General features: G+C 60.1%; 19 protein-coding genes and 2 pseudogenes. All 21 read right to left on the bottom strand.

The genetic code is table 11. The annotated features are described in order from the left end of the window. Positions 1-47: 47 nt before the first annotated feature. The 21 genes and pseudogenes from AC1U7K_RS02645 to AC1U7K_RS02545 all read right to left on the bottom strand — a co-directional run bounded on the left by AC1U7K_RS02645 (position 48) and on the right by AC1U7K_RS02545 (position 25,133). The gene (locus tag AC1U7K_RS02645) at positions 48-572 is read right to left on the bottom strand and encodes a hypothetical protein (protein WP_480249241.1); all 525 of its coding nucleotides are present in this window, start codon (positions 570-572) and stop codon (positions 48-50) included. Then, the gene (locus AC1U7K_RS02640) at positions 544-1,677 is read right to left on the bottom strand and encodes a hypothetical protein (protein ID WP_480249240.1); all 1,134 of its coding nucleotides are present in this window, start codon (positions 1,675-1,677) and stop codon (positions 544-546) included. Before AC1U7K_RS02640 ends, AC1U7K_RS02645 begins: the two co-directional genes overlap by 29 nt. Next, complete coding sequence (trpC, locus tag AC1U7K_RS02635; protein ID WP_480249239.1) at positions 1,674-2,495, bottom strand: indole-3-glycerol phosphate synthase TrpC; 822 nt, start codon at positions 2,493-2,495, stop codon at positions 1,674-1,676. Before trpC ends, AC1U7K_RS02640 begins: the two co-directional genes overlap by 4 nt. Before the next feature lie 154 nt (positions 2,496-2,649). Continuing rightward, positions 2,650-3,660 (bottom strand): anthranilate phosphoribosyltransferase, encoded by a 1,011-nt coding sequence (gene trpD / locus AC1U7K_RS02630; RefSeq protein WP_480249238.1) that lies wholly within the window; start codon positions 3,658-3,660, stop codon positions 2,650-2,652. Positions 3,661-3,916: 256 nt separating this feature from the next. Next, on the bottom strand, positions 3,917-5,143 hold the full coding sequence (locus tag AC1U7K_RS02625) for an ammonium transporter (protein WP_480249237.1): 1,227 nt from the start codon (positions 5,141-5,143) through the stop codon (positions 3,917-3,919). Between the two features lie 151 nt (positions 5,144-5,294). After that, positions 5,295-5,735 (bottom strand): cyanase, encoded by a 441-nt coding sequence (gene cynS, locus AC1U7K_RS02620; protein WP_480249236.1) that lies wholly within the window; start codon positions 5,733-5,735, stop codon positions 5,295-5,297. Positions 5,736-5,816: 81 nt separating this feature from the next. Then, positions 5,817-6,398 (bottom strand): annotated as a pseudogene (locus AC1U7K_RS02615) (ABC transporter ATP-binding protein); the annotation flags it as partial. A gap of 13 nt (positions 6,399-6,411) precedes the next feature. Next, a pseudogene (locus AC1U7K_RS02610) lies at positions 6,412-6,693 on the bottom strand (ABC transporter permease); the annotation flags it as partial. 388 nt (positions 6,694-7,081) lie between these two features. Then, the gene (locus tag AC1U7K_RS02605) at positions 7,082-8,359 is read right to left on the bottom strand and encodes a CmpA/NrtA family ABC transporter substrate-binding protein (RefSeq protein ID WP_480249235.1); all 1,278 of its coding nucleotides are present in this window, start codon (positions 8,357-8,359) and stop codon (positions 7,082-7,084) included. 15 nt (positions 8,360-8,374) lie between these two features. Next, complete coding sequence (locus tag AC1U7K_RS02600) at positions 8,375-9,619, bottom strand: sigma-54 interaction domain-containing protein (protein WP_480249234.1); 1,245 nt, start codon at positions 9,617-9,619, stop codon at positions 8,375-8,377. A gap of 204 nt (positions 9,620-9,823) precedes the next feature. Beyond that, the gene (gene glnA / locus AC1U7K_RS02595; protein ID WP_480249233.1) at positions 9,824-11,233 is read right to left on the bottom strand and encodes a type I glutamate--ammonia ligase; all 1,410 of its coding nucleotides are present in this window, start codon (positions 11,231-11,233) and stop codon (positions 9,824-9,826) included. A 330-nt stretch (positions 11,234-11,563) separates the two neighbouring features. Beyond that, positions 11,564-14,242 (bottom strand): [protein-PII] uridylyltransferase, encoded by a 2,679-nt coding sequence (gene glnD / locus AC1U7K_RS02590; protein WP_480249232.1) that lies wholly within the window; start codon positions 14,240-14,242, stop codon positions 11,564-11,566. Between the two features lie 5 nt (positions 14,243-14,247). Next, positions 14,248-14,586, bottom strand: coding sequence for a P-II family nitrogen regulator (locus AC1U7K_RS02585; protein ID WP_480249231.1), 339 nt, complete (start codon positions 14,584-14,586; stop codon positions 14,248-14,250). 262 nt (positions 14,587-14,848) lie between these two features. Continuing rightward, the gene (locus AC1U7K_RS02580; RefSeq protein ID WP_480249230.1) at positions 14,849-16,177 is read right to left on the bottom strand and encodes an ammonium transporter; all 1,329 of its coding nucleotides are present in this window, start codon (positions 16,175-16,177) and stop codon (positions 14,849-14,851) included. A gap of 22 nt (positions 16,178-16,199) precedes the next feature. Further along, positions 16,200-17,972: an NAD+ synthase gene (locus tag AC1U7K_RS02575; protein WP_480249229.1), complete on the bottom strand. Its 1,773-nt coding sequence runs from the start codon at positions 17,970-17,972 to the stop codon at positions 16,200-16,202. Between the two features lie 198 nt (positions 17,973-18,170). Beyond that, positions 18,171-19,424: a GAF domain-containing protein gene (locus AC1U7K_RS02570; protein ID WP_480249228.1), complete on the bottom strand. Its 1,254-nt coding sequence runs from the start codon at positions 19,422-19,424 to the stop codon at positions 18,171-18,173. A gap of 36 nt (positions 19,425-19,460) precedes the next feature. Then, positions 19,461-20,570: a 3-dehydroquinate synthase gene (aroB, locus tag AC1U7K_RS02565; protein WP_480249227.1), complete on the bottom strand. Its 1,110-nt coding sequence runs from the start codon at positions 20,568-20,570 to the stop codon at positions 19,461-19,463. 101 nt (positions 20,571-20,671) lie between these two features. Further along, positions 20,672-21,832, bottom strand: coding sequence for a chorismate synthase (gene aroC, locus AC1U7K_RS02560; RefSeq protein WP_480249226.1), 1,161 nt, complete (start codon positions 21,830-21,832; stop codon positions 20,672-20,674). Between the two features lie 10 nt (positions 21,833-21,842). Then, positions 21,843-23,858 (bottom strand): type IV pilus secretin PilQ, encoded by a 2,016-nt coding sequence (locus tag AC1U7K_RS02555; protein ID WP_480249225.1) that lies wholly within the window; start codon positions 23,856-23,858, stop codon positions 21,843-21,845. Between the two features lie 5 nt (positions 23,859-23,863). After that, positions 23,864-24,433 (bottom strand): pilus assembly protein PilP, encoded by a 570-nt coding sequence (locus AC1U7K_RS02550; protein ID WP_480249224.1) that lies wholly within the window; start codon positions 24,431-24,433, stop codon positions 23,864-23,866. A gap of 31 nt (positions 24,434-24,464) precedes the next feature. Then, positions 24,465-25,133 (bottom strand): type IV pilus inner membrane component PilO, encoded by a 669-nt coding sequence (locus AC1U7K_RS02545; RefSeq protein ID WP_480249223.1) that lies wholly within the window; start codon positions 25,131-25,133, stop codon positions 24,465-24,467. Position 25,134 lies beyond the last annotated feature (1 nt).

The following is a 25,134-nucleotide window of genomic DNA, read 5'->3' as shown; positions in this document are numbered from 1 at the left end:
CTGGCCAGCGTGGCTCGATTTTGTCAGCGCACTTCAGAGACAGGACACTAGGAGCACTGAAAATCGCCGTTCAGATCGTCCAGCGTCTTGACCCATTCGGTCGCGATCGCGTGCAGATTCAAGCTCTGAAGTCGGCCTTCGCCCGGATCGGCATCGACCAACATCGTGGCAGCCTTGGCAAGATGCTGCTTGGCCAGGCTCATCGAGCCGCAGACACCGGACGAGGCCGGCGGCTGACCGCCGGCCCTGACGAACAGCGCTTGCGCACGATACGCCTGCTCTTGCGCACGGAACAAATGTTCCACGCCCCGGTACCATTGGCTTCGCCCGGCGTCTTTGTGTTTGGCCGCGAGCTGACCAGCCATCAGCGCCGCTTTCCCGATATTCATCGCGGCGCCGTCCGCATCACCGTTTGCGATCGCCTCTTCCGCCCGGTTCTGTAAGCGCTCGAGCTCCGCTTCATCGCTGATAACTTGCGCAGCACTTTGAGAACAACAGATGAAAGCGACGACATAAATCACAGCAAAGGCTGAGAATGCCGCCTTATTCGTGCTTCGCTGTAACTTGTTCAACGATCCACTCCAACACACCGAGAAATCTCTCAAGCGCTGAATGGTTTGTCAGTTGAGACAATTGGATGCCGGGACGCCGCGCTATCCCGTCCATTGGGATTGAGATATCGTCGATATCATTGAGACGCGCTAGCAACTCCTTTCGCTTCGCTTCCGAGTCAAACGGCGGCATAGTCCGATAGTACTGAAAATAAATTTCGACAGTGCCATATGTATAGACTGCCAAAAGCGAATGATCTTGACCGTTGTAGCTGAGAATCGGAACAAATGACCCGCTTTGGCTTCCCCGCCCCCAATAAATTCTCGTCGCCTTACTCTTCGCCCAATCAAGAATCTTGCGGGCGGCCGCCGCTTGATCTTTTCCGCGCCGAGCTTCCAACTCAACGAAGAATGACTCCTCACTCCATTGTCTTTCCTCACGCGCAACACCCTTTTTCTGTTGTGCCTGAGCAGTTTGCCCGATAATCCGAGGAACAAGCGTCTTGAGCCCCTCGCCCATATACTGCTTCATTTCGATGGCAATCACCTCGGCAGGATCCATCTGCTCATTCAAGAACTCCACAATCCTTTGCAGCTCTTGCGGGATTTCATCGGCAACGAATACAAGTCGAACCCTGCCTCCCTGCAAATTTACCTTCACCTTCTGCCAAAATGTATCGCCATCTCCTTCAGGCTGAAGAATGCGGACGAGTGCCTCTGAGCTGTCATTGTTCAATTGACATTGACGCTCAAACATTGAGCGGATAGATTCCATTGGCCAGTAGACAACAGCATTCGCAGCATAATCGTGCATCTGGCCAACCACTTCTCGCCTTATCCTGGTATCACTGCTTCGCTTCACTTCAACAAACGTGGGAATTCCATCCTGATCGAGGAACAGATGATCAACGGACCAACGAGCTGAGCCATTTTCTCTATCCGGCACTGGAGCCTCACGGGTAACCAATAACCAACGTCGAGGCTCAGCACCATCAATTTGATCTCCCGCTAAGAGGTTCGGATAATCAGCGATCAGCTTCTGTAACAGATCTTCTGAGTCATAAACCTTTTCCTTCATCTCGACAAGCTGACCGTCATCCTTTATCACATAAATGCCAGCGCTCATTCAGGCCGTTTTCCTTCTGATCCCAGCAACTCTCGAATCTTCTCCCCGATCTTCTCCGCCCGGATCAGTGACTCACCGACGAGCATGGCCTGCACCCCGGCTTCGAGTAGGCGCTTCACATCGTCACGGGTGTGGATGCCGCTCTCGCTGACGATGACCTTGTCCCTGGGCATTCGCTTGGCGAGGCGAAGCGTCACGTTGAGATCCGTTGAGAAGGTCTTCAGGTCGCGGTTGTTGATGCCGATCAACCGTGCGTTCGGCAGCCATTCTAGCACCGTATCGAGCTCGCGTTCGTGGTGCGTCTCCAGCAGCACGTCGAGCCCAAGCTCCCGCGCCAGCGCATAAAAATCGATCATCTGCCGGCGCTCCAACGCGGCCACGATCAGGAGCACCGCGTCGGCGCCAAAGGCTCGCGCCTCGTAGAACTGAATGTCGTGGACCATGAACTCTTTGTTGAGCGCAGGCAGGCCCACCTTCTCTTTCACCGCTTGCAGGTAGGTCAGGCTGCCCTGAAAGAACATCTCGTCGGTCAGCACCGACACGCAGGCGGCCCCGTGCTCGCGATACTGCTCGGCGATGGCGACCGGCTCGAAGCGATCCTTGAATTCCTCCTTGAGCAAGCCGAGACTCGGCGATGCCTTTTTCACCTCCGCGATCAGCGCCGGGCTCGTCGCCGTCCGCGTCGCTTCCAACGCCACCGTAAACCCAAGCGGCGGCATTCGATCGGCGATCTTCGCCTTCAACTCGGCCAGATAGCCGCGGCTCTGCTTATGCCGAATCTCCGCTTTCTTGTGCTCAAGGATGCGATCGAGGATCATTCCTTCTCAACCCCTCCCATCCCCACCGGCTGATTGGCTTCCTCAATAGAAACAAGGAGGGGCGGTTGGTCTGATCCATACTGCGCGCATCGGCCGAGCACTTTCTTGAGTGCGCGGTCTGCGAGCACGGGATCAGACCAGCCGCCCCTCCTCTTCATTTATTCGTAAACGCCACCAGCTGCTCCAACTTTTCGAAGGCCGCCCCGCTGTCGATCACGCGCCCGGCGAGGTCAAACCCTTCTTGCATCGTCTTGGCCTTCCGTCCGGCGACGAGGGCCAGCGCCGTGTTCAAACAGACGATCTCGCGCTTCGGTCCCCGCCGCCCATGCAAGATCTCCCGGACGATCTGGGCGTTTTCCTCGACATCTCCGCCGACCAAATCCTTCAACCGCACCCGAGCCAGCCCAAAATCCTCTGGATCGATGAAGTAGCTCGAAACCACACCGGCCTTGCCTTCAGACACACGCGTCCGCTCGGTCAAGGTCACCTCATCCAGCCCATCCATCCCGTGAACCAGGAAGCAATGCTGCGTGCCCAGATGCATGAGCACCTTGGCCATCAACTCGGTCAACTGATAGTCGTAGACGCCGATCACCTGCATCGTCGCCCCGGCCGGGTTAGTGAGAGGGCCGAGTACGTTCAGTAAGGTCCGAATCCCAATCTCATGCCGCGGCGCCGCGCAATGCTTCATCGCACCATGGAACAGCGGAGCAAACAGAAACCCGATGCCGACTTCGTTCACGCAGTCGGCGACCCGGTCGGCTCCCAGGTCGATCTTCACGCCCAGCGCCGTGAGTACGTCCGCACTGCCACAACGGGAGGACACCGACCGGTTCCCGTGCTTGGCCACCGTGAGGCCGGCGCCGGCGACGACAAAGGCGACCGTGGTCGAAACATTAAAGGTGTGGGACCGATCTCCGCCGGTGCCGCAGGTATCCAAGACGAGTGGATCGGCCACCCGAATCCGGGTGGCACGAGATCGCATGGCGCGGACGGATCCCGCGATCTCCTCCACCGTCTCCCCCTTCATCCGGAGACCCATCAGATAGGCGGCAATCTGCGCCGGAGTCGCCGCGCCGTCCATGATCTCGAGCAAGACCTCCTCGGCCTCCTTCTCGGTGAGATGGACCCGCTCCGCCAGCTTGGCAATCGCCTCTTTGATCATGATCTGTGCCTATGCTAATCGCGCAATCGCCGAATAACCGTGTGATTGTAGGGGAAGGACCCGAACGAAAGCAACGAAGGGAGGGAGATGGATAAAGAGACAAAGACTTGTCTGAAGTGAAGTAGAAAAGCCTTAGCGGACGTTCAAAACGGTCATCCAGCAAGGCCGCAGGCGAAGAAAACACCGCAGGCGTACCCTCTGGGGTACGTTGAGGATGTATTCGAGCCGAGAACGCGGCTGGGGGCCGTTTTCAACGTCACGAATAAGCGCGCTCGTTGTGTTGGGACAAGTCCAACCCCATCCGTTCCTCCTCCGGCGAGACGCGGAGGCCGACCAGCCGTTCGACGAGCTTGAGGATGACGAACGTGGCGGCGGCGGAGAAGAGTGCGACCACCACGATGGTCAAGACTTGCGCTCCGAAGAAGGCGAGATTGCCATAAAGCAATCCATCGGCCCCTGCGGCATTGATGGTCTTTGAAGCCAAGAGGCCGGTCGCCAAGACCCCCAGTATGCCGCCGACGCCATGGATGCCGACGACGTCCAGCGAGTCGTCGTACCCCCATTTCCCCTTGTAGATAATCGCGGCATACGACAAGCCGCCGGCGAGGATGCCAATGATCAGGGCCGAAAACGGGCTGACGAAGCCCGCGCCGGGGGTGACGGTGGCTAGGCCGGCCACGGCCCCGCTTGCGATCCCAAGCACCGTTGGCGTCTTCCGGTGCACCCACTCGATCGCGACCCACGTCAATGCGGCCGCGGCAGCTGCGGTATGCGTCGAGACGAACGCCACGACGGCCGTTTGGTTCGCGCCCAGCGCGCTCCCGGCGTTAAAGCCGAACCAGCCGAACCACAGGAGGCCGGTCCCGAGGAGCGTCAACGGTAGGCTGTGCGGAGCCATGTATTCCGTTCCGTACCCTTGGCGCTGCCCGAGCACGTATGCGCACACCAGCGCACTGATGCCGCTGCTGATGTGAACGACGGCTCCCCCCGCAAAATCCAACGCGCCAAGGGCCGCGAGCCAGCCGCCACCCCACAACCAATGCGCGACGGGCGTGTAGACGAGCAACGACCAGAGGACAGCGAACAAACACAAGCCGTTAAATTTCATTCGTTCGGCAAAGGCGCCGGTGATGAGCGCCGGCGTGATTGCGGCGAACATGAGCTGAAAGACCATGAACGCCTGATGCGGAATGGTCGGCGCATACGTGGCGTGCGGGCTCAGACCGACGTCGCGAAGTCCCATCCAGTCGAGTCCGCCGATAAACCCGCCCTTGTCGGGGCCGAACGCCAACGTGTACCCGACCAGCAACCAGAGGACCGTGACTGCGCACAAGATCACGAAGCTCTGCATCACGGTTGCAAGGACGTTCTTGCTCCGGACGAGGCCGCCGTAGAACAAGGCCAACCCGGGCACGATCATGGCCAGGACGAGCGCCGAAGACACGAGGACCCAGGCTGTATCCGCCGCATTCACTCTCGTCATGAAGGTCTCCTGTAGAGATTCGGCAAGAGTTCGAAGTTCGAGGTTCGAAGTTCGAAGTTAAAGATCCCGAAAGATACGGAACGTTTGGCGACCATTAACTCTTGTTTCGGAAACGTCGAACCTCCGAACTTCGAACGTCGACGCCTCTGAATTAGAACGTCTTGTACTCGAGCCATTTCCCGTTCAGCGTGATCTTGCAGCGCGCTTCGCCTTGGCTACCCGTTACGCGCTCCATGTCGATCGTGAAATCAATCGCGCTCATGATCCCATCGCCGAACATTTCGTTGGCCATCTCACGTAGCGCGTCCCCATAGACGCCGATGATCTCGAGAAGCCGGTACTTGAACGGATCGGCCGTGTTTGGAAAGTCGGTCCGCACCGGAAATCGGCTCAATGAGTGGACGGTCTCGGCATCGAGCCCCAAGGTCTTGCCGATCTTCTTCGCTTCTTCTTCAGGGAGCCGATGATTGCCGTTCAGTGCGGCGGCAACGAACGTCGGATTCCGGCCCACGACCTTCGCCAGTTCGGCAATCGTGACTTTTTTCTCCACTCGCTTGGCTTTGATGATCTCCCTCACGCTCTTGTTCTCCATGTTGTCCTCCTCGTTATGAATCTCAGTGCTGTGACTTCCCCGCCCTCCCACGCTCTTCGGATGGTGGTGATCTCTGAGAGTTTAGAATCGCACCACGAGGGGCGCCTCCTCCTCAGTCCTCGAGCCGGTCCCATCGCCCGAGCCATCAGGTGAAGCATGGCGGACGAGGAAATGAATCACGTGGTTGCGAATTTTGTAGTAGTGCGGGTGTTCGATGATGGTCTCCCGTGATCGGGGACGCGGAATTGCCACGTCGACGATTTCGGCGATGCGGGCGGACGGCCCGTTTGTCATCAGAAGGATGCGATCCGAGAGCAGGATGGCCTCGTCCACGTCATGCGTCACCATGAACACCGTGTTGCGTGTTGTGTTCCACATCTGGATCAGCTCTTCCTGGATGACGCCGCGGGTCAGCGCATCGATTTGCGCGAACGGCTCATCGAGGAGCAGGACTTTGGGCTCGATGGAAAACGCCCGCGCCAGTCCCACCCGCTGCTTCATCCCCCCGGACAGCGCACTCGGCCGCTTGGCTTCCGCACCCTGCAGCCCAACCAGGCTGATGTATTTTCCGACGTGCGCATCGATCCGCTCTCGACTCCACGCCGGGTACGCGGCCCTCACCGCCAGCCGGATGTTGTCGAAGACCGTCATCCACGGCATCAGCGGGGGCCGCACCGGGCAGGATGACCGTGAACAGCTTCTTGACCCACGACAACTGAAGGATGGCCGCGACGTGCAGATAGTCCTTCCGGAGCGACGCCACGCCGAACGCCGTCGTCGCGAGCGTCGGCCACAAGGCCGCCATGAAGACGACGAGCACGGCGGTCCATTTCGGATCTTTCACGGTGTAGAGGAGGAGCGGCATCCACGCCAGCGGGGAGATCGGTTTGAGGATCTGAATGTACGGGTTGACCGCGCGAAACAGCACCTTGTTCAAGCCCAGCAGCACCCCGAGCATGATGGCGACGAGCGATGCCGCAAGAAATCCCGCCGCAAAGCGCGCGACGGTATAGAGGACCAGGTAGCCGATGCCGTGGTCGTTCGTGCCTTTCTTGACGAATGCCTCCCCTAACTCCTCTTTGGCCTTCTCCAGCACCGCCACCGGGCCGGGCAAGCCTTTCACCTTTTCCTTTTCCGGATTCCAGACGTAGCGGCCGTCCGCCGTCCGCACGATATCGCCGTTGAATTCCATCAACTGCAGTTGCTCGTCGGTCAGTCCCTTCGGATCGAACGGCTCCCGCACCGTGGAGAGATGCCACGCCATCAGAAACGTCACGAGCAGAAACCCAGAGATCACCCACGGATTTCCCTTCGCCTGTTGCATAGAGTCTCCGTACCGGCCCTACTCAACTCATGCTGTGAATCTTGAAACTCTTCGCATAGGCATCCGCCTGATCCGGATCGAACTCTCGCCCCATGATCGTATGCTTCATGGAGGTCGCCTGATGGGTTCGGTATCCCAACTCTTTGGCGATCCGGTCACAGCCGGCCGCCAAATAGACCTGCTCGGCGACCGTCTTGTAATTGACGTCGCCCTTGAGATGACCCCAGCGCTTCATCTGCGTGAGAATCCACACGGCCATCGAATGCCAAGGATAGGGATCGAAATCGATGCGGTCCGGCGACTTCTTGATGGTGCCGAGCCCGTCGGCGTACGTGCCGGTCAAGACCTGTTCGAGAACCATGACCGGTTGATTGAGATAGTTGGCGGGCGCAATCGCCGCGGCGATTTCTTTTCGATGGGCGGGATCTGACGCATAGTGCGTCGCATCGACGATCGCACGCCACATCGCCAAGAAGGTGTTGGGATAGCGATCGGCAAAGTCTTTCGTGACGGTGAAGGCGCAGCAGGGATGGCGGTCCCAGATGTCTTTGGAGAGTCGGAACAGATAGCCCACATTTTCGTAGACCGCCCGTTGGTTGAACGGATCCGGGCCCAGATAGCCGTCGACGTTCCCGGCTTTGAGGTTCGCGACCATTTCGGGAGGCGGCACGACTCGAATCTGCACGTCCTTGTCCGGATGCACCCCACCTTCGGCGAGGAAATAGCGCAGCAGATAGTTATGCATGGAGAAGTCGAACGGGACGCAGAACCGAAATCCCTTCATGTCCGCGGCCGTCTTCACGCCCTTATGTTTGGTATGGAGCGTGATCGCTTGCCCGTTGATGTTCTCCACCGCCGGCATATACACCGGTGTGGCGACGGAGCCGATCCCCAACGTGATGGCGAGCGGCATCGGGGTGAGCATGTGGGCCGCATCGGTTTCCTTGTTGATGGCCCAGTCGCGGATCATGGCCCAGCCGGCCGCACGTTTCACCGACGCGTTCAAGCCGTGGTTCTTGTAGAAGCCCAGCGGCTCGGCCATGATGATCGGGGTGCCGCACGTGATCGGAATAAACCCGATGCTGACGTCTTTCTTCTCGACTTTCCCGGGCGGATCGGCGGCAAAGGCCTTGAGCCGGTTCAACGGAAACACCTCCGCCAGCAAGACGCTCAACGCGGCCGAGCCGAGTCCGACCAAGATCTGTCGGCGCGTTGGATCGGCAGCGCGCAGGACAGCGGCGACGACCGACTCCTCCAGCGTTCGCTCACAGTGCTCCTCGAAGGTGGCTGTGCTGTTCATCCTGCCCTCACTTTTTCATTGCCGATCGTCACGGTCGACACCGATTCCGTACTTCCGCATCTTGTACGCGACCTGTCTGGGCGTGAGTCCTAACATCCGGGCGGCTTTCGCCTGAACCCCTCCGGTCCGCTCCAACGCCGCTTGAAGTCGCTCGCGTTCGATTTGCTCAAGGCTCGCACCGAGCGAGCCGGTGGCCGATGAGGCTGACCCGCTCCACTGTTCACGCGGCATCTCCGTCACGTGCCGCATGTCGGCAAAATATCCGCGCAGCGACGTCGGGATGGTCTCGAACGTGACCGGATCACGATCCGAGGCCACGAGCACAACGAGCCGCTCCACGCAGTTTTGCAATTCGCGCACATTGCCCGGCCAGTGATAGCGCGCCATGAGTTCCAGCAGATCGTCTCCAAGCCGGACGCGCCGACGATTTTGTGTGTTCATCTTCGCCAAGAAGTAGTCGATGAGCAGTGGAATGTCGCGCCCGCGCGCACGCAAGGGCGGCAGCGTGATAGGGACGACGTTCAGGCGGTAGTACAAGTCCTCGCGAAAGGCGCCGCTTTGGACCATCGCTTCCAGATCCCGGTGCGTCGCCGAGATCACCCGCACATCGACCCCAATCGGCTTGGCGCCGCCGACTCGCTCCACGCACCGTTCCTGCAGCACACGCAACAGCTTGACCTGTGTGGCCGGAGGGATGTCGCCGATTTCGTCGAGAAACAGCGTCCCACCGTCGGCCAGCTCGAACTTTCCTTTGCGTTGCTCGTGTGCGCCGGTGAAGGCGCCACGCTCGTGGCCGAACAATTCGCTCTCGAGCAGCGTCTCGGTCACGGCCGCGCAGTGCAACGGGATGAACGGACCATCGGCGCGCAGGCTTTGGAGATGGATCGCACGCGCCACCAGTTCTTTTCCCGTCCCGCTTTCGCCTCGAATCAGCACCGTGGCGTGGCTCTGGCTGACCCGCCGAATACCCTCCTCGACCTCCCGCATGGCCGGGCTGCCACCTATGATCTCCACCGTGCTCGACCGCGCCGCGAGTCGGCCGGGGCCGGCATGTGACATGCGGGCGGCGGGCATGGAAAAGACACATGGCTCCGGCACTGTGCGCGCGAGGGCCCTCAGGCGCGTGGCGAGGAATTCGAGCGCCTCGTCGATTCGGCTCTCCGCGCTTCCCGGCGCAGTCAGGAGCGCACGCAACGCTTCGAGCGTCTCGCATTCGTCGATGAGCTGTTCGTGCAATGGATCGCTTGCCACGAGCACCACACCACCGCCTGATACCGTGTTTAAAAAAAGCGCCAGACCGTGCGGAGCGGTGCTCCACAGGATCTGGCGCCATTGCCAGGCCGGCCGACGACATTGTCGGCCTCATCAGTTGATCGTTAAGTCCGTTTGGTCCGTTACGTCCGTTTGTCCGTTAGGCTCGTTCCGATAGTGGACCCGACTCAACGGACCGAACGGACAACGGCTCTACACGTCGTAGTACAGAAAGAACTCGTACGGATGCGGCCGCAAGCGAAGCGCATCCACTTCGCGGCTGCGCTTGTACGCGATCCATGTCTCGATTAGATCCTCGGTGAAGACGCCGCCCTTCAGCAGGAACTCGTGATCGCGCTCCAGATTCTTGAGCGCCTCATCCAAGCTGCCGGGCATCGTCGGCACCTTCGCCGCTTCCTTCGGTTCGAGATCATACAGGTCCTTCTCCATCGGCTCACCCGGGTCGATCTTGTTCTCGATGCCGTCAAGACCCGCCATGAGCATCGCGGCAAACGCGAGGTACGGATTGCACGCCGGATCGGGGAAGCGCACTTCGATGCGCTTGGCCTTCGGGCTCGGCGAGTACATGGGAATGCGAATACCGGCCGACCGGTTCCGGCTGGAGTAGGCCAGCAGTACCGGCGCCTCGAAGCCGGGCGTGAGCCGCTTGTAGGAGTTCGTGGTCGGGTTGGTGAGGGCCGCGAGCGCCGGCGCGTGCTTCAGGATGCCGCCGATGTAATACAGGCACAATTGTGAAATGCCTGCGTATTCTTTGCCGGCGAACAGCGGCTTGCCTTCCTTCCAAATGCTCTGGTGCGTGTGCATGCCGGAGCCGTTATCGCCGAACAGCGGCTTGGGCATGAACGTGACCGTCTTGTGATGGCGATGCGCGACGTTCTTGACGACGTACTTGTACATCATCATCTTGTCGGCCATCTTCACCAGCGAATCGAACCGCAGATCGATCTCAGCTTGGCCCGCGGTCGCGACCTCGTGGTGATGTTTTTCGATCGGGATGCCGACGCGCTGCATCTCCAAGATCATCTCGCTGCGGATATCCTGTTGCGTGTCTGTCGGCGCGACCGGGAAATAGCCTTCCTTGTGCCGGATCTTGGACCCGAGATTTACGCCGTCCTTGCCCGCGTTCCAGATGCCCTCATCCGAATCGATGAAGTAGTAGCCGCTGTGGCTCGTCTGGTCATAACGGGCCTGATCGAAAATGAAGAACTCAGCTTCCGGCCCCCAGTAGGACGTATCGCCGATCCGCGTGCTCTTCAGATACTTTTCGGCCTTCTGGGCGATGAAACGAGGGTCGCGATCGTAGTTCTCGCGAGTGATCGGATCGACGACATTGCAGACGAGACTCAACGTCGGCACGCTGGTAAACGGGTCGAGGCACGCCGTCTCGGGATCGGGCACGGCCAGCATGTCGCTGTTGTTGATGGCCTTCCAGCCGCGGATCGAGGAGCCATCGAGGCCGGAACCGTCTTTGAACAGCGCTTCACTCATTTCCTCCACGGGAATCGAGAAGTGCTGCCAGGTGCCGATCAAGTCGATGAACTTCAGGTCCACGACCTGCACTTTGTTCTTTTTCGCAAACTCCACTACTTCGCGGGGATTCATGCTGGTCCTCCTTTTCGCCCTTTCACGATGGCTCTCCTACCAGGATGTTGAAAAAGGCCGCCAGCTTCGAGACACTGGCCGCTCACCATCTCACGGCGCGCACAAACGTGGCATCGCTTATCCGCGACCGTGCGCTTCGCTGCGCCTTGGCCGGGAAGCGGCGCGTCTTGGCGCGCCTGGGGCGGGCGGGTGAAATGGACAGCCTTTTTGAACATCCTGCCATGCTCTTTCTGTTCGTGTTGCACCTTGAAGCATTGTGGCTTCTGGCGCCCGCCTATCGTTTTTCAACAACCTCCTACTCGACTGCGCTCTTCTTGCCCGTCGCGATGCTCATGCGTGCGACTCCTTCAAGCACGCATCGACCTCCTTCGTGATCGCCGCGCGTATCGCTTCCAGACGGGCGGGATCCTCGATCTTCGCGCCGGCGACATCCGTCACATAAAAGACGTCCGCCACTTGATCCAGCCGGGTGGAAATCCGCGAGGCATGGACGGACAGCCCCAACTGAAAAATGGCGCGGGTGATGACGTAGAGCAATCCCTGGCGATCATCCGCAAAGGCGTCGATGATGGTGAACCGGTCCGAGGTTTCGTTGTCGATCAAGACTTCCGTCGCCTGACGGTTCGCAGGGAGCGGCCGGGACAATGCCATCCGACCGCTGCGAGCCACCAGCGCCTCGACAGTTTCCTGTCCCTTCAACACCGACACGATCGTCTCGGCAATGTCGGCACGCCGGTCCGGTGGCGGTGCTCCGCGATAATCGGGATCCGTCACGTGGAACGTGTCCACGACGATCCCGTCCGGCCTCGTGACGATCTGGGCGTCGAGAATCTGAAGTCCCTTCGCCGCCATCACGCCGGCGATCTTTGAGAAGATGCCTGGGATCAGATCGTGAGAGGTGATCACGGTGTACTCGCTCGCCGCCAGTGCCTCGGTGAAATGCTCCTCGACCAATACATCGCCGGACGACAGTCGTTTGATGGCAGCGAGGTGCGCGGCGATGCGGACGACCGGCATCCCGGCCACATACCGGACGGGAAACAGCGACAACTGATCGGCAATCCAATCCCGATCCATCGCCGCCGCAGCAGCACTCGGAAGCCGAGCGATCTCGTCCGCCAACTGGCCCAGGCGTTCGGCCTGATTGCCCTGGTCCCGTTCGCCGGAGACTTCCGGCAAGGTCCGCAGATACAGCTCGACCAAGAGCGCTTCTTTCCATTTCGTCAGCATGCCGGGGCCGACGGCGGCAATGTCGGCGGCCGTCAACGCAAGCATCTTGCGCAGGACTTCGGGCGTGCCGACTGCGCGGGCAAATCCCAGCATCACCTTGTCATCGTAGGGGTCACGCCGGAACGCGGTATGCGCCATCAACAAGTGACGGTGGACCAAGAAGACGAGCGTCCGGGTCTCCTGCTCATCCAAACCCAAACGAGCGGCCGTGTCCTCCGCGATCGTCTTTCCGACCTCGCTGTGGTCTTGCTCGCGTCCTTTGCCCAAGTCATGGAGCAGCACCGCCAAGTGTAAAAGATCTTTGCGGCGGATTTCGCGATAGACCTCGCCCAGTACGCCGGCGTCCTCGGCCAACGTCTCGCATTTGGCGACGGCCAGCAAGCTGTGCTCATCCACCGTGTACTTGTGATATTGGTTGAACTGCATCAGCCCGCGGACGGAGGCGAACACCGGAATGATCTTTTCCAGGAGGTGCGCCCGGTGCATCGCTTCGAGCGTCGCCGCGACGGAGCCCGGCCCCGCCAATAATCGCAAGAACGTTTGGCTGACGTCGGGTGTGCGGAATTCTTCGTCGGCAAGCGTGGCGACGTGCCCGTGAATCTCATCGAGAAGGCTGATGTCGATTTTCAAGCGTCGCTCGCTTGCCAGCTCGAACAATCGAAGGAGGAGCCGCGGGCTATCGAGGAGCCGCGGGCGCAAGGGGACCGGCACCGAGAGCACGGAGCCGACGATCTCGAAATAGCCGTCCAGTTTCGGACTCGGCCAGAGCTTCGCGACTCGCTCCCAGAGCGAGCCGGAGCGGCAGCGGTCGACGAACCGCACCGCAATCTCGTGCAGACCCATCGTGTGGCGGTAGTACTGCTGCATGAACTGCTCGACCGCGAGCAAGTGAGGGCGATCTTCGAAGCCGAAGCGTGCCGCCAGCCAAATTTGCTCGTCAAAGGAGAGGATTTCCTGCGCCATGCCGGCATGCACATGCAACAGCGCCCGGACGCGCCATAAGAAATCCCGGGCCTCCAACAGTGCGGCGTAGTCGGAGCGCGACAAGCTGCCACGATCAGTCAGTTCTTGAATGGTCGCGGCGTGATACTTTGCCATCCCGACCCATTGCAGCATGTGGAGATCGCGCAGCCCGCCCTTGCTCTTCTTGACGTTCGGCTCCAACAGGTAGACCGTCTCGCCGAACTTCTCGTACTCCCGCCGCCGCTCTTCCAGCTTCTTGTCAATAAAGCGATCGACGCCCCGACTCACGACGCGGCTGACGTACCGATTCTTGAACTCTTGAAAGAGTTCGGCGCTGCCGGCCAAGAACCTGGCTTCCATCATCGAGGTTTTGATCGTGACATCTTGCCCCGCGAGTTCAACGCAGTCCTTGATGGTCCGCGCACTGTGGCCGACGTGAAAGCCGAGATCCCACAAGTGGTGGAGGACTTCCCGGGACAAACTCGCCGCCGCATCCTGCGCGTCAGGCCGAAACAGGAGCATCACGTCGATATCCGAGTACGGGGCGAGTTCACGTCGGCCGTACCCGCCCAATGCGAGCAAGCAACAGTCGCGCAACCCCTGCGTGAGCCGCTCGTCACCGTTGCGGACGGCGTTCCGATAGCGGCCGATGATGAGCGCATCCACCAATTCGGCGAACGCCCCCATCACTTCGGCGCCCGACGCGCCATTCAGGACACGCTCATGGAGCACACGTCGCTGATCGGTCAAAAGAGCAACGGCACGCCCCACATCGGACGCCTTCATGGCATCGGTCAACGTTTCGCCGGCCGACATACGCACTACAATGCGCTTTCTCCGGACTCACCGGTGCGGATGCGAACCGCCGCACTCAAATCGCGGACAAAGATCTTGCCATCGCCGATGCTGCCCGTCTTGGCCGTCCGGGTGATCGTGTCAATCACCCGCGGCACCTGCGCGTCCGTCACCGCCACTTCGATTTTTACCTTCGGCACGAACTCGATCGTGTACTCGGTTCCGCGGTAGGTTTCCTTGTGCCCCTTCTGCCGCCCAAAGCCTTTGACCTCCGTCACGGTCATCCCCTGGATGCCGATCTCCAACAAGGCATCCTTGACCTCATCCAACTTGAACGGCTTGATGATCGCTTCGACCAATTTCATCTAAAATGCCTCCCCGGCTTTCGCGGGTGCAAAACGTGAGACATGGCATGACGCTCAAAATGGTCTGCCGGCAAGGCCGCAGGGGAGAAAAAACCGGAGGCGTGGTCGGTTTTCACCCACCCACCCCAAGCCTGCCAAGACAGTCTCCTTGCCGTAGTGAGGTACGTCGAGGATTTTTTCGACCCGAGAACGCAGCTCGGGAAGGCGCACGTCTCGGCGTGCGCGGGGCGGGCGGGTGTGAATATCGACATTTTCAGCATCCTCACGAATAGGCCCGTTCGTTGTGTTGGCTGAGATCCAACCCCAACGCCTCCTCTTCAGGCGACACGCGAAGCCCCGTCATCACATCGACGAGTTTCAGGATCAGATAGGTGCCGACGAGGGCGAACACCGAGACGGCGAGGACGGCCATGGCCTGCATGCCGAGTTGCGCCGGGCTCCCGAAGAACAGGCCGTCCCCACCGGAAGGATTGACGGCTTTTGAGGCGAACAACCCCGTTCCCAGCATGCCGACGAGCCCGCCGACGGCATGGATCCCGACGACGTCGAGCGCGTCATCATAGCCGATCTTCCCCTTCCACACAATGGCGTAGTAAGAGGCCGCGCCTGCAGAAAACCCGATGAGAATGGCGCCCGAGAGCCCAATGAACCCGGCGGCAGGCGTCACGGCGGCAAGGCCGGCGACGACGCCGCTCGCAACACCCAGCGCGGTTGATTTCCCCCGATGCGCCCACTCGACTGCCATCCAACTGATCCCCGCCGACGCGGCGGCAATATGGGTCATGACGAGCGCCGAGACCGCAACGGCATTCGCGGCCCTCGCACTGCCGCCATTCAAGCCCAGCCAACCGAACCACAAGAGGCCGGCCCCCAAAAGCGCCAACGGCAAGTTGTGGGGCGCCATGTAATCGGTCCCGTATCCGCGGCGCCGGCCGAAGACGAGGATACACGCGAGCGCACCGAAGCCTGAACTCAGATGGATCGCCGTGCCGCCGGCAAAGTCCAATACTCCCCACTTGGCCAACCATCCGCCGCCCCAGATCCAATGGACCAATGGACAATAAATGAAGATCGACCACAGCACGGAGAACAGCAACAGGCTGCTAAACCGCATGCGCTCGGCTGCCGCACCGGCGATGAGCGCGACGGTCACGGCGGCCAACATCAATTGATAAATCATGAACGCAGCATGAGGCACAGTCGGGCCATACGCGGCGTGTGGGTGACTGCCCACGCCGCTCAGCATCGTCCACGTCAAGCCTCCCACGACGCCTCCGTTGTCGGGGCCGAAGGCCAAGCTGTAGCCGAAGATCACCCAAATCAGGCTCACAACACAGAGGACGGCGAAACTATAGATCATCGTCCCAAGCACGTTTTTCTTCCTCACGAGTCCGCCGTAGAACAACGACAATCCCGGCACCACCATCGCTAGCACCAGTGCCGAGGAGACCAAGACCCACGCGGTATCGCCCGTATCGGTCAGCGACGCAGTGGTAGCGTGGGCCGTTGCTGTCGATGGTTCGGCGCCGACGACGACCGGCAACGCCCATAACAACAGGGTTGTCAGCGCTGCGACCGAAAGACCGGTCATTCGCCCCTCCTCGCCATCCCGTTCAGTGCCGGTACCCGTTCGTGATCGGCATACGACGATCCTTGCCGAAGGCGCGGTGTGTGATCTTGATCCCGATCGGCGCCTGCCGTCGCTTGTACTCGCTTCGATCGACCATCGTCATCACGCGCTCGACGACCTTGCGGTCGAAGCCCATGGAGACGATTTCTTCGGCGTCCCGGTCCTCCTCGACATAGGCCTTAAGAATCGGATCGAGCACTTCATACGGCGGCAGCGTGTCTTGATCCGTCTGATTCGGTCTCAACTCAGCCGTCGGCGCACGATCGAGAATGCGCTTGGGAATGACCGGCGTCGACGCTCTTGCATTTCGCCATGCGGCTAACTCATAGACCATCGTCTTGGGCACGTCTTTGATCACGGCGAACCCACCCGCCATGTCGCCGTACAGCGTGGCATACCCAACGCTCATTTCGCTCTTGTTGCCCGTCGTCAGGACCAAGTGACCGAACTTGTTCGACAACGCCATCAAGAGATTGCCGCGGATCCGAGCCTGGAGGTTTTCCTCCGTCGTATCGGGCGACGCCGTGCTGAACACAGCCTTCAGTGCCGTGAGATAGGACTGAAACGTGCGCCTGATCGCGATCGTCCGCAGTTCGACGCCGAGCCGGTGGACCAGATCAGCCACGTCTTCCCGACTCTCCCGAGAGGTATAGGGCGACGGCATAAACACACCAAGGACGTTGCGCGGGCCGAGCGCATCAGCCGCGATGACGGCGGTCAATGCGGAGTCCACCCCGCCGCTCAATCCGATCACGACCCGCTTAAAGCCATTTTTCCCGACATAATCCCGGACCCCGAGGACCAATGCGCGATAGACTTCTTCGATGGGATCGAGAAGGTCGATGTGGTTCGGAACGACTGGCGGCCGTCGCCGATTGGTGGACCGAGTCGTGATGGTCGCACGGTCGGTAAGCGAGGATTTCCCGCTCTGCCATCGTTTCCCTCGCTGGCCCAACCGCCCCCTCGCCACGCCTCCCACATTGAGGTCGGCCACGAGAAGGTCTTCCTCGAACGCGTGGCCGCGCGCGATTACTTCTCCCTTCTCATCGACGATCAGGCTGTTGCCGTCGAATACCAACTCGTCTTGACCGCCCACCATGTTGGTGTACGTAATGATCGCGCCATTGTCGCGGGCACGCGTGGCCAGCATCTGCTCGCGGAACCGACTTTTGCCGAGATGGAACGGCGATGCATTGATATTGACGATCACTTCAGCGCCAGCGGCCGCTTGGGCCTGGGTTGGCCCTTCGGGCAACCAGATGTCCTCGCAGATATTGACCCCCACACATGTGCCGTTCAGGACGATGATCGGACTCCGCCGCCCAGGATGGAAATACCGGCTCTCGTCGAAGACCCCGTAATTCGGCAGGTACCATTTGCAATAGGTCAGCACCACCCGCTGGTCAGCGATCACGGCGGCGGCGTTGTAGAGTTCATGTCGGCCGGCCGGGAGAGCCGAGGGATGATTGAGATGGTGCTGCGAGGGTTCGCCTTCTGAGACGTAGCCCACAACAGCAGCAATGGTGCGACACTCACGTGTAATGTCCTCGAGCCCCTGCCGCATATCCGCCAGGAACGTCGGCTTCAGCAGAAGGTCTTCCGGTGGATACCCGGTGATGGCCAACTCAGGGAACGCCACCACATCGGCCTTGGCCTTGCGCGCTTCCCGGAGCCATTCACGAATCCGGCGCACGTTGCCGGCAATATCGCCGACCGTCGGATTCATTTGGGCCATCGCGATGCGGAAGACACGCATAGGGTTCAGGTTCAGTCAAAAAAAAACGCCCTCCGCCCACCATCCATTGGGGGCCGAGGACGTCATTGTCCCGCGTCAAACCGGCTCTGCGACCGCACTCCAGCGACGTCATTGTCTGCGGAGCGGTGCAAACCTTGTATCATCTAAGTGTTACAGTGTCAACACTTTTCCGGCTCGGTACGGTGCAGTGGGCACATACTACTGCATCCGTGCGTTGATTTCCCCGGCCAGGAGAATCGCTTCGGCGATTTCCCGCATCGATTTGCGTAAGTCCATGCTCTGCCGCTGAATCAAACGAAACGCCTCTTCCTCGGTCAACTTCTTGGTCCGCATGAGATAGCCCTTGGCCTGCTCGACGAGTTTCCGCACGGCGAGGGCTTCTTGCATCTCAAACGACTTCTCGATCAACGTCGCATGCTCGATGGCAATCGCCGCCTGATTTGCGATCGCCTGCATCAGTTTCACTTCTTCAGCCGTAAACGTATGAGGCAGCGACGTATAGCTGTTGATCACTCCAACGGCTTTCTCCCGGATCATCATCGGGACAGACAAGAGCGAGCAGAGCCCTTCTTTTTTTGCGATATCCGGATACATGTAGTTGGGGTCGCGCGTCACGTCCGGCACGATGATCGGCCGCCGCTCTTGGACGGCTCGCCCGCTGATGCTTTCGCCGACCTTCAGATTCGGTTTGAGTCGATACTGCTCGCTCAAGCTTTGCGTGGCGACGATGCGCAAGTCGCCGCTGCCGGCATCGAGCAACATGATTGAGCAAATCTTCGAGTTCATCATCTGCGCCGTCATCGTCACGATGAGGTGCATCACATCTTCGATCACGCGGTTGGACACGACCGTTTCCGACACCTGAGACAGCGTTTCCAACTGAAGCGCCTTCCGCTTCATCTCGTCATACAGTCGCGCGTTCTCGATGGCGCCGCCCACCTGATTGGCGATCGTCGTCAACAAGGCGAGTTCATCGGCGCGGTAGCGGCGGGGTCGCTTGTGTTGCACGTTGATGACGCCGACGACTTCCTTCTTCGCCATGATCGGCACCGACACAAAGGCCTGATAGCGGTCCTCGGGGAGATTGTGAAAGAACTTGAACCGGGGATCGTCACTGGCATTGCTGCTGATCACCACTCGCGTTCGCTCGCGCGCGACCCAGCCGGTAATGCCTTCGCCGAGCCCAATGGTGATGCGACCGATCAATTTCGGGTGCGGGTTCTTCGAAGCGCGCAGGATCAACTCCTCCCGGCTCTCGGACAGCAGATACAGCAGACATGCGTCAGCTTTTGTGACGTCGGTGACGATCTCGACGATATGCGTGAGGATGGCCTCGAGATCGAGCGTACTGCTGATCGAATCGCTGATCTTGTGCAGCACGTCCACTTCACGGATTTTTTCCCGTAATGCCCGCTCCAGTGTTGCCTGTCCGGCGGTCCGCTGCGCGCTCATCGTGTTCACTCCACTTCCGGCTCGATCACGCTGGCTTTATGCTTTCAACGCTCGCCGGTGTCGACCCGTGAACCATGTTTTGCACTGCGCGTGGTCGAGGGCCTTCACCGTGACTGACCCGATTCGCTCCGGCAGGACACAGTGCAGCCGCCCGCTCGCCACTTTCTTATCGTGCTGCATGGCGGCCCACAGACGGGCAAACGTCATGGGCGGCAATTCATGCGGAAGACCGCACCGCGTGAGTAATTCCCGCTGCCGGAGCCTCACCTCGGCGGCACACAGGCCCATCGACTCCGCAATCCCGGCCTCCTGAACCATGCCAATCGCCACCGCTTCGCCATGCACGAGGCTGCGGTACTGTCCCATGGATTCGAGTGCGTGACCGACCGTGTGCCCATAATTCAAAATGCGCCGGCGATCCGACTCGCGCTCATCCTCCATGACCACCGCGGCCTTGATCTCGCATGATCTCGTCACAATATGGAGGATCGCCATCTCGTCCATGGCGAGCACCGAGGGCAGATGGTCCTCGAGAAACGCGAAAAACTTCTCGTCCGCAATCACTCCGTACTTGACGACTTCGGCCAGACCCGCGATCCATTCGCGCTTCGGCAAGCTGTGCAAGGCACGGATATCTGCCAGCACGAGCTTCGGCTGATGGAAGGCGCCGACCAGGTTTTTGCCCAACGGATGATTGACACCGGTCTTTCCGCCGACACTGGAATCGACCTGCGCGATCAGCGACGTCGGCACTTGAATATACGGCATGCCGCGAAGGTAGACGGAAGCGGCGAATCCCGCGACGTCGCCGATCACGCCACCGCCGAGTGCGATCAGCATCGAGGATCGCTCGAACTTGGCTTTGATCAACGCATCGAGAACCTGAGAGATCGAGCGGAGGGTCTTGGTGCGTTCGCCGGACGGGAGCGTGATCAGAGACGCCCGGCAGCCGGCCTCGCTCAAACTACGCATCACCCGGCGACCGTAGAGGCGGCCGACGTTCACGTCCGTCACGACGGCGACTTTGCCCGGTGCCGTGAGTTCGGCAACGTGTCGACCGACGTCATCCAAAAGTCCAGCACCTACAACGATGTCATAGCTTCGTTCGCCAAGTGACACCTTCACTCGGCGCGTGTTCGCGTCCATGGCTAATCCTGTACCACTCGCTTCAGACTTGTGCCGGAGAGTGTGCGATTCGTCTCTATGGGCTTGGGAACGGGAGGGATCGTATCACAGAGCAGTTGAAACTAAAAGGCTTTCACGTAGGCCTGGTAGGCGTCGAAATTGCGCTTCATCTCGTCGAGACTGTCGCCGCCGAACTTTTCGACCATGGCATTGGCGATTTCAAAGGCGATGACCGCCTCGCCGACCACACCTGCCGCAGGAACGGTACAAATGTCTGACCGCTCGACCGTCGCGTCGAAGGGTTCCTTGGTTTGGATATCGACACTCTTCTTGGGGCTGTACAGCGTTGAGATCGGTTTCATCGCCACACGGACCACGATCGGCTGGCCGTTGCTGATGCCGCCTTCTAAGCCACCCGCGTTGTTGGTCTTCCGGATAAATGCTTGGCGCTCGTCATCGTAATAGATCTCATCGTGCACGTCTGAGCCGAACCGCCGAGCCGCTTCGAAGCCCATCCCAATTTCCACGCCCTTCATCGCTTGAATGCTCATCGCCGCCATCGCCAAGCGAGCGCTGAGCCGGCGGTCCCACTGGCTGTAGCTGCCCAAGCCGATCGGCGTATTCAGCACGACGACTTCGAAGACGCCGCCTAATGTATCACCCCGATGCTTGGCCCCGCGAATCCTCTCCACCATTTGCGCGCCGGCCGCCGCATCGGGGCACCGCACGTCGGACGCTTCCGCTCGCTCATACGCCTCAATCGGCTCGCCGGGCACCGGCGCGACGACATCGCCGATCTGCCTAGTGTAACTCACAATCCGGATCCCGAACTGAGACAGGAGGGCTTTCGCGACGCCCCCGATCGCGACCCGTATGGCAGTCTCTCGTGCGCTGGCCTTTTCCAGCACGTTTCGGATGTCGCGATGCCCGTACTTGATCGCACCGACCAAGTCGGCATGGCCCGGACGCGGCCGCGTCACGACTTTTTCCGTCGGCGTCGGTCCCGGCTCGGCGGCCATGACTTCTTTCCAATTTTCCCAATCCTTGTTGGGGATCAACAAGCCGATCGGGTTGCCGATCGTTTTGCCCTTTCGGACGCCACAGGCAAATTCGACGCGATCCTCTTCGACGCGCATACGGCCGCCTCGGCCGTACCCCTTCTGGCGGCGGCTTAAATCGTGATTGATGCTGTCTGCTGTGAGAGGAAGCCCGGCAGGAACGCCTTCGAGGACTGCAATCAGATACTTGCCGTGTGACTCACCACCGTTCAAATACCTCAGCATACGGAGTGGATCATGTCGTCGTCGCCCCCTTGACGATCGTGGGTGTCAGGAAAATGAGCAGCTCCTGTTTCGCAATCGATTCGGTCTTATTCTTGAACAGCCATCCCAACACCGGGATCCGTGACAGATAGGGCAGCCCGGCGACCGTGTTTGTTTGCGTATCGACGAAGATTCCGCCGATCACCATCGTTTCGCCGTCGCGGACGAGCACTTGCGTGGTCGCCTCGCGCTTATCAATGCTCGGACCCGCCGCGCTGCTCCGTGAACCCACCGCATTTCTCGTCGCCCGAATCTTCATCAGCACCTGCTTGCCGATTTCCTTCGGATCACGGGAGGTGATTTGCGGCGTCACCTGCAGTTCCAGGTTCGCGTCGACGAAGGTGGTCTGCGTCCCTTGGAGCGAGGTCGTCGCGTACGGGATCGATTCTCCTTGCGAGATCTTCGCTTCCCGTTTGTCGAGGGTCATGATCTTAGGTGCGGCAATAACCTTTGTCAAGCCGAGCAACTCGCCGGCCGACAACCGGAGATCGAGCGTCAGTCCATCGCGTGTCCCGATTTTGCCGAACGTGAAGCCCGCCGCCGGGACGTTCGTCAGACCATTGACCGCCGCCGGCAGGTTCACCATGAAGGACCGGGTAATCGTGCCTTTCGTATCGGTCTGCTGCTCGGAAAAATCACCCGTCGGGTTGCCGACAAAGCTCGTGCCGGCGCCGCCGCAGCAATTCGCCGTGTTCGCGATGCCCCACTGGACCCCCAAGGAACGGGAATAAGAGGTGTCCGCTTGCACGATCCGCGCTTCGATCTGAACTTGCGGCACCTCCAGATCCAAACTCCGCACGAGCTCGGTAAAGGCCGCGACACGCGATTCCGTGTCTTGAATGACGAGCGCGTTGCTCGCGACGTTCATTTGGAGCATGCCGCGTGGACTCATGTATTGGCGAAGCGTGGTCTGAAGATCCTGGGCCGACACGTTCTGAATATAAATCACACGGGTGACGAGATCCTCTGCCTTGCTCTTCGATTCCTTCGCTTTGGCTTCCTCTTCCTGCTGGCGTGAAATGTTGCTCAGCGTATCGATCCAGACGATGTTCCCCTCACGAATCATCCCAAGGTTGTTCATCTTGAGCAGCATATCGAGGGCCTGATCCCAGGGTACGCCGACCAACTTCATCGTCACCTTCGACTTCACCCCTTCGCCGACGACGATGTTGAAGCCGCTGACTTCAGCGATGAGGCGAAGCACATTGCTGATATCGGCGGCCTGAAAGTCGAGCGAGATACGCCGCCCCACGTACTGCTTCTGGCCGATTTCCTGGGTGTCGGCGACCTTCGGTTCCGGCGCCATCTGGGCCATGGCCGGTCGTGCCGCGATCATGGCTAATCGTTCGGGAAACGGAACTCGGGTCGACGACGCGACCTTTACGAGGGGGCGGTCGGCTTCTGGCTTTGCCGCTCCTTCCGCGCTCCCAGTTTGGCGTCCTTCATCCTGACCACGTGTCAGGCGGACCACCAAGCGGTTATGCGCTGGCAGGATCGAATATTGGCTCGTCGTGGCCAAATCAAACACGAGTCTCGCTTTGTCGGGATGTTGTCCCACACGCACCTGCCTGAGCAACGGATGATCCACGCGGACGAGATGCGTGGGCAACGACGTGAGCATCCTCCCGAGATCGATGACCACCCTCCGCTCATTGAGCCGCTTGGCCTCATAGGACATCTCGCCGTCAGCGATCAGAGTGACCGTCACGCCATCGTCAGTCTTGTGCACATCGATTCTCGTCAGTGTCGTCGCCGCTCGGCTCGGCTCCGCGGGCATCTGATCGAGTCGCCCTGTGATTTCGCCGTCCGCCAAGTTGCCGGTCGCCGCGCCGTTCCGTGTATTGCCCCGTTCCATCGGAGAGATCGCGGTGATGCGATCCAGGGAATCGGCGTCACCGGCCGTCGCTATCGTCGCCGATGGGCCGAAGAGCCAGAACAGGGAGGCCTGGGCGGCCAACGTCAGGAGCAGTTGTACGAGTCGACGCATCGCGTTCATTCTGTGCCCTCTTTTGCATGCAGGAGCTTGACGTATTCCCGCACCTGCTTATTGCCATAGACGTCCGTGAACCGCTCTTGCACCACAATTGCATTCTCTGTGATCGAGCTGACCACGCCGTTGTTCGGCCCGATTCTCGTCCCGGTGCGCACGGTGTACCCTCGGCCATCAGGTGCTTGCACCATCGCGCTGTAGCCGAAGCCTCCCCAGACGATGCCGATCAAGTTCAATTCGGTCAGCGAGAGACGTTGAAGCGGCGGGATCTGATGATTCTCCTCATTCCCCTTCCCGTCCTTAATAATGGCGGCGAAAGGATCGCGCCGACCCGACGCGTTGTACGAGTACTCGCTAGGAGGAGCCGATGGACTGGCCGAGACGCTGACTGGAGCAGGGGCGGAGGCGCCCTCCCTTGCCCCCGTCGTGCCTGGCGAACCCGCAGCCGGTGCGGGCGGCATCGGCGCCGCCGGGACCGATGCCACCTGCGCCGCGGAGAGTGCCGTGGTCATCAGGATGGCGACCGCCACTGCGCACGCGGTGACCGTATGTCGTTGCACTCGAACAGTCATCGACCGACCTCTTGATCCTCTCATCTTCCGTCTATCTCGCCTGGGCCGGCGGCGGAGCACCGCCCGGCACGCCACCCCCCGGTACATTTGACGGCGGAGCTGAAGCCACAGCCGGTACTGCCGGCGGCGCGACGAACGCGGTGAGCTCGAACAACGTTTGAATCACCACCCGGTCTTGCTCCATCTTGGATGATCCCATCCGCACATCGGAGACGTTGATGATGCGCGGGAGCTTGTTGATCCGGTCGAAGAACAACGCGGCGGTGTGATAGCCGCCGGCCACTTCGACACTGACCGGCATACGGACGAACAGTTTTGAGGGATCATCCACCTGCGTGCCAGGCTTCCAGAGTTTGATGTCCAAGCCGAGGCGTACCCCGAGATCGGACAATTGCTTGAGCAGCATCACCGCTTCCTCTTCCGGCGGCAGCCGTTCCTTTTTTTTCTCCAACTCTTTCTCGAGTTCGGCGTTCGCGGCGATCAATTGGTCGAGATGCTGCACCTTGATCGTGGTCGCTTGGATATCGGTATCCAATTTGCCGATGCTTTCTTGCAACGCCGCGATGGCCTCATACTTCGGGGTAATGACATAGTAGTAATACAGCGCCGAGATCGCGCCGGCGATCACGCCGAGCAAGATGAGCTTCTTTGTCGGCGAGACCCTTCTCAGACTTTCGAGATCGAGCTTGGGCAGCTCCACA

This window comes from Nitrospira sp. Vd2 (assembly GCF_979581665.1).
This window is presented reverse-complemented; position numbering and strand designations above follow the sequence as displayed.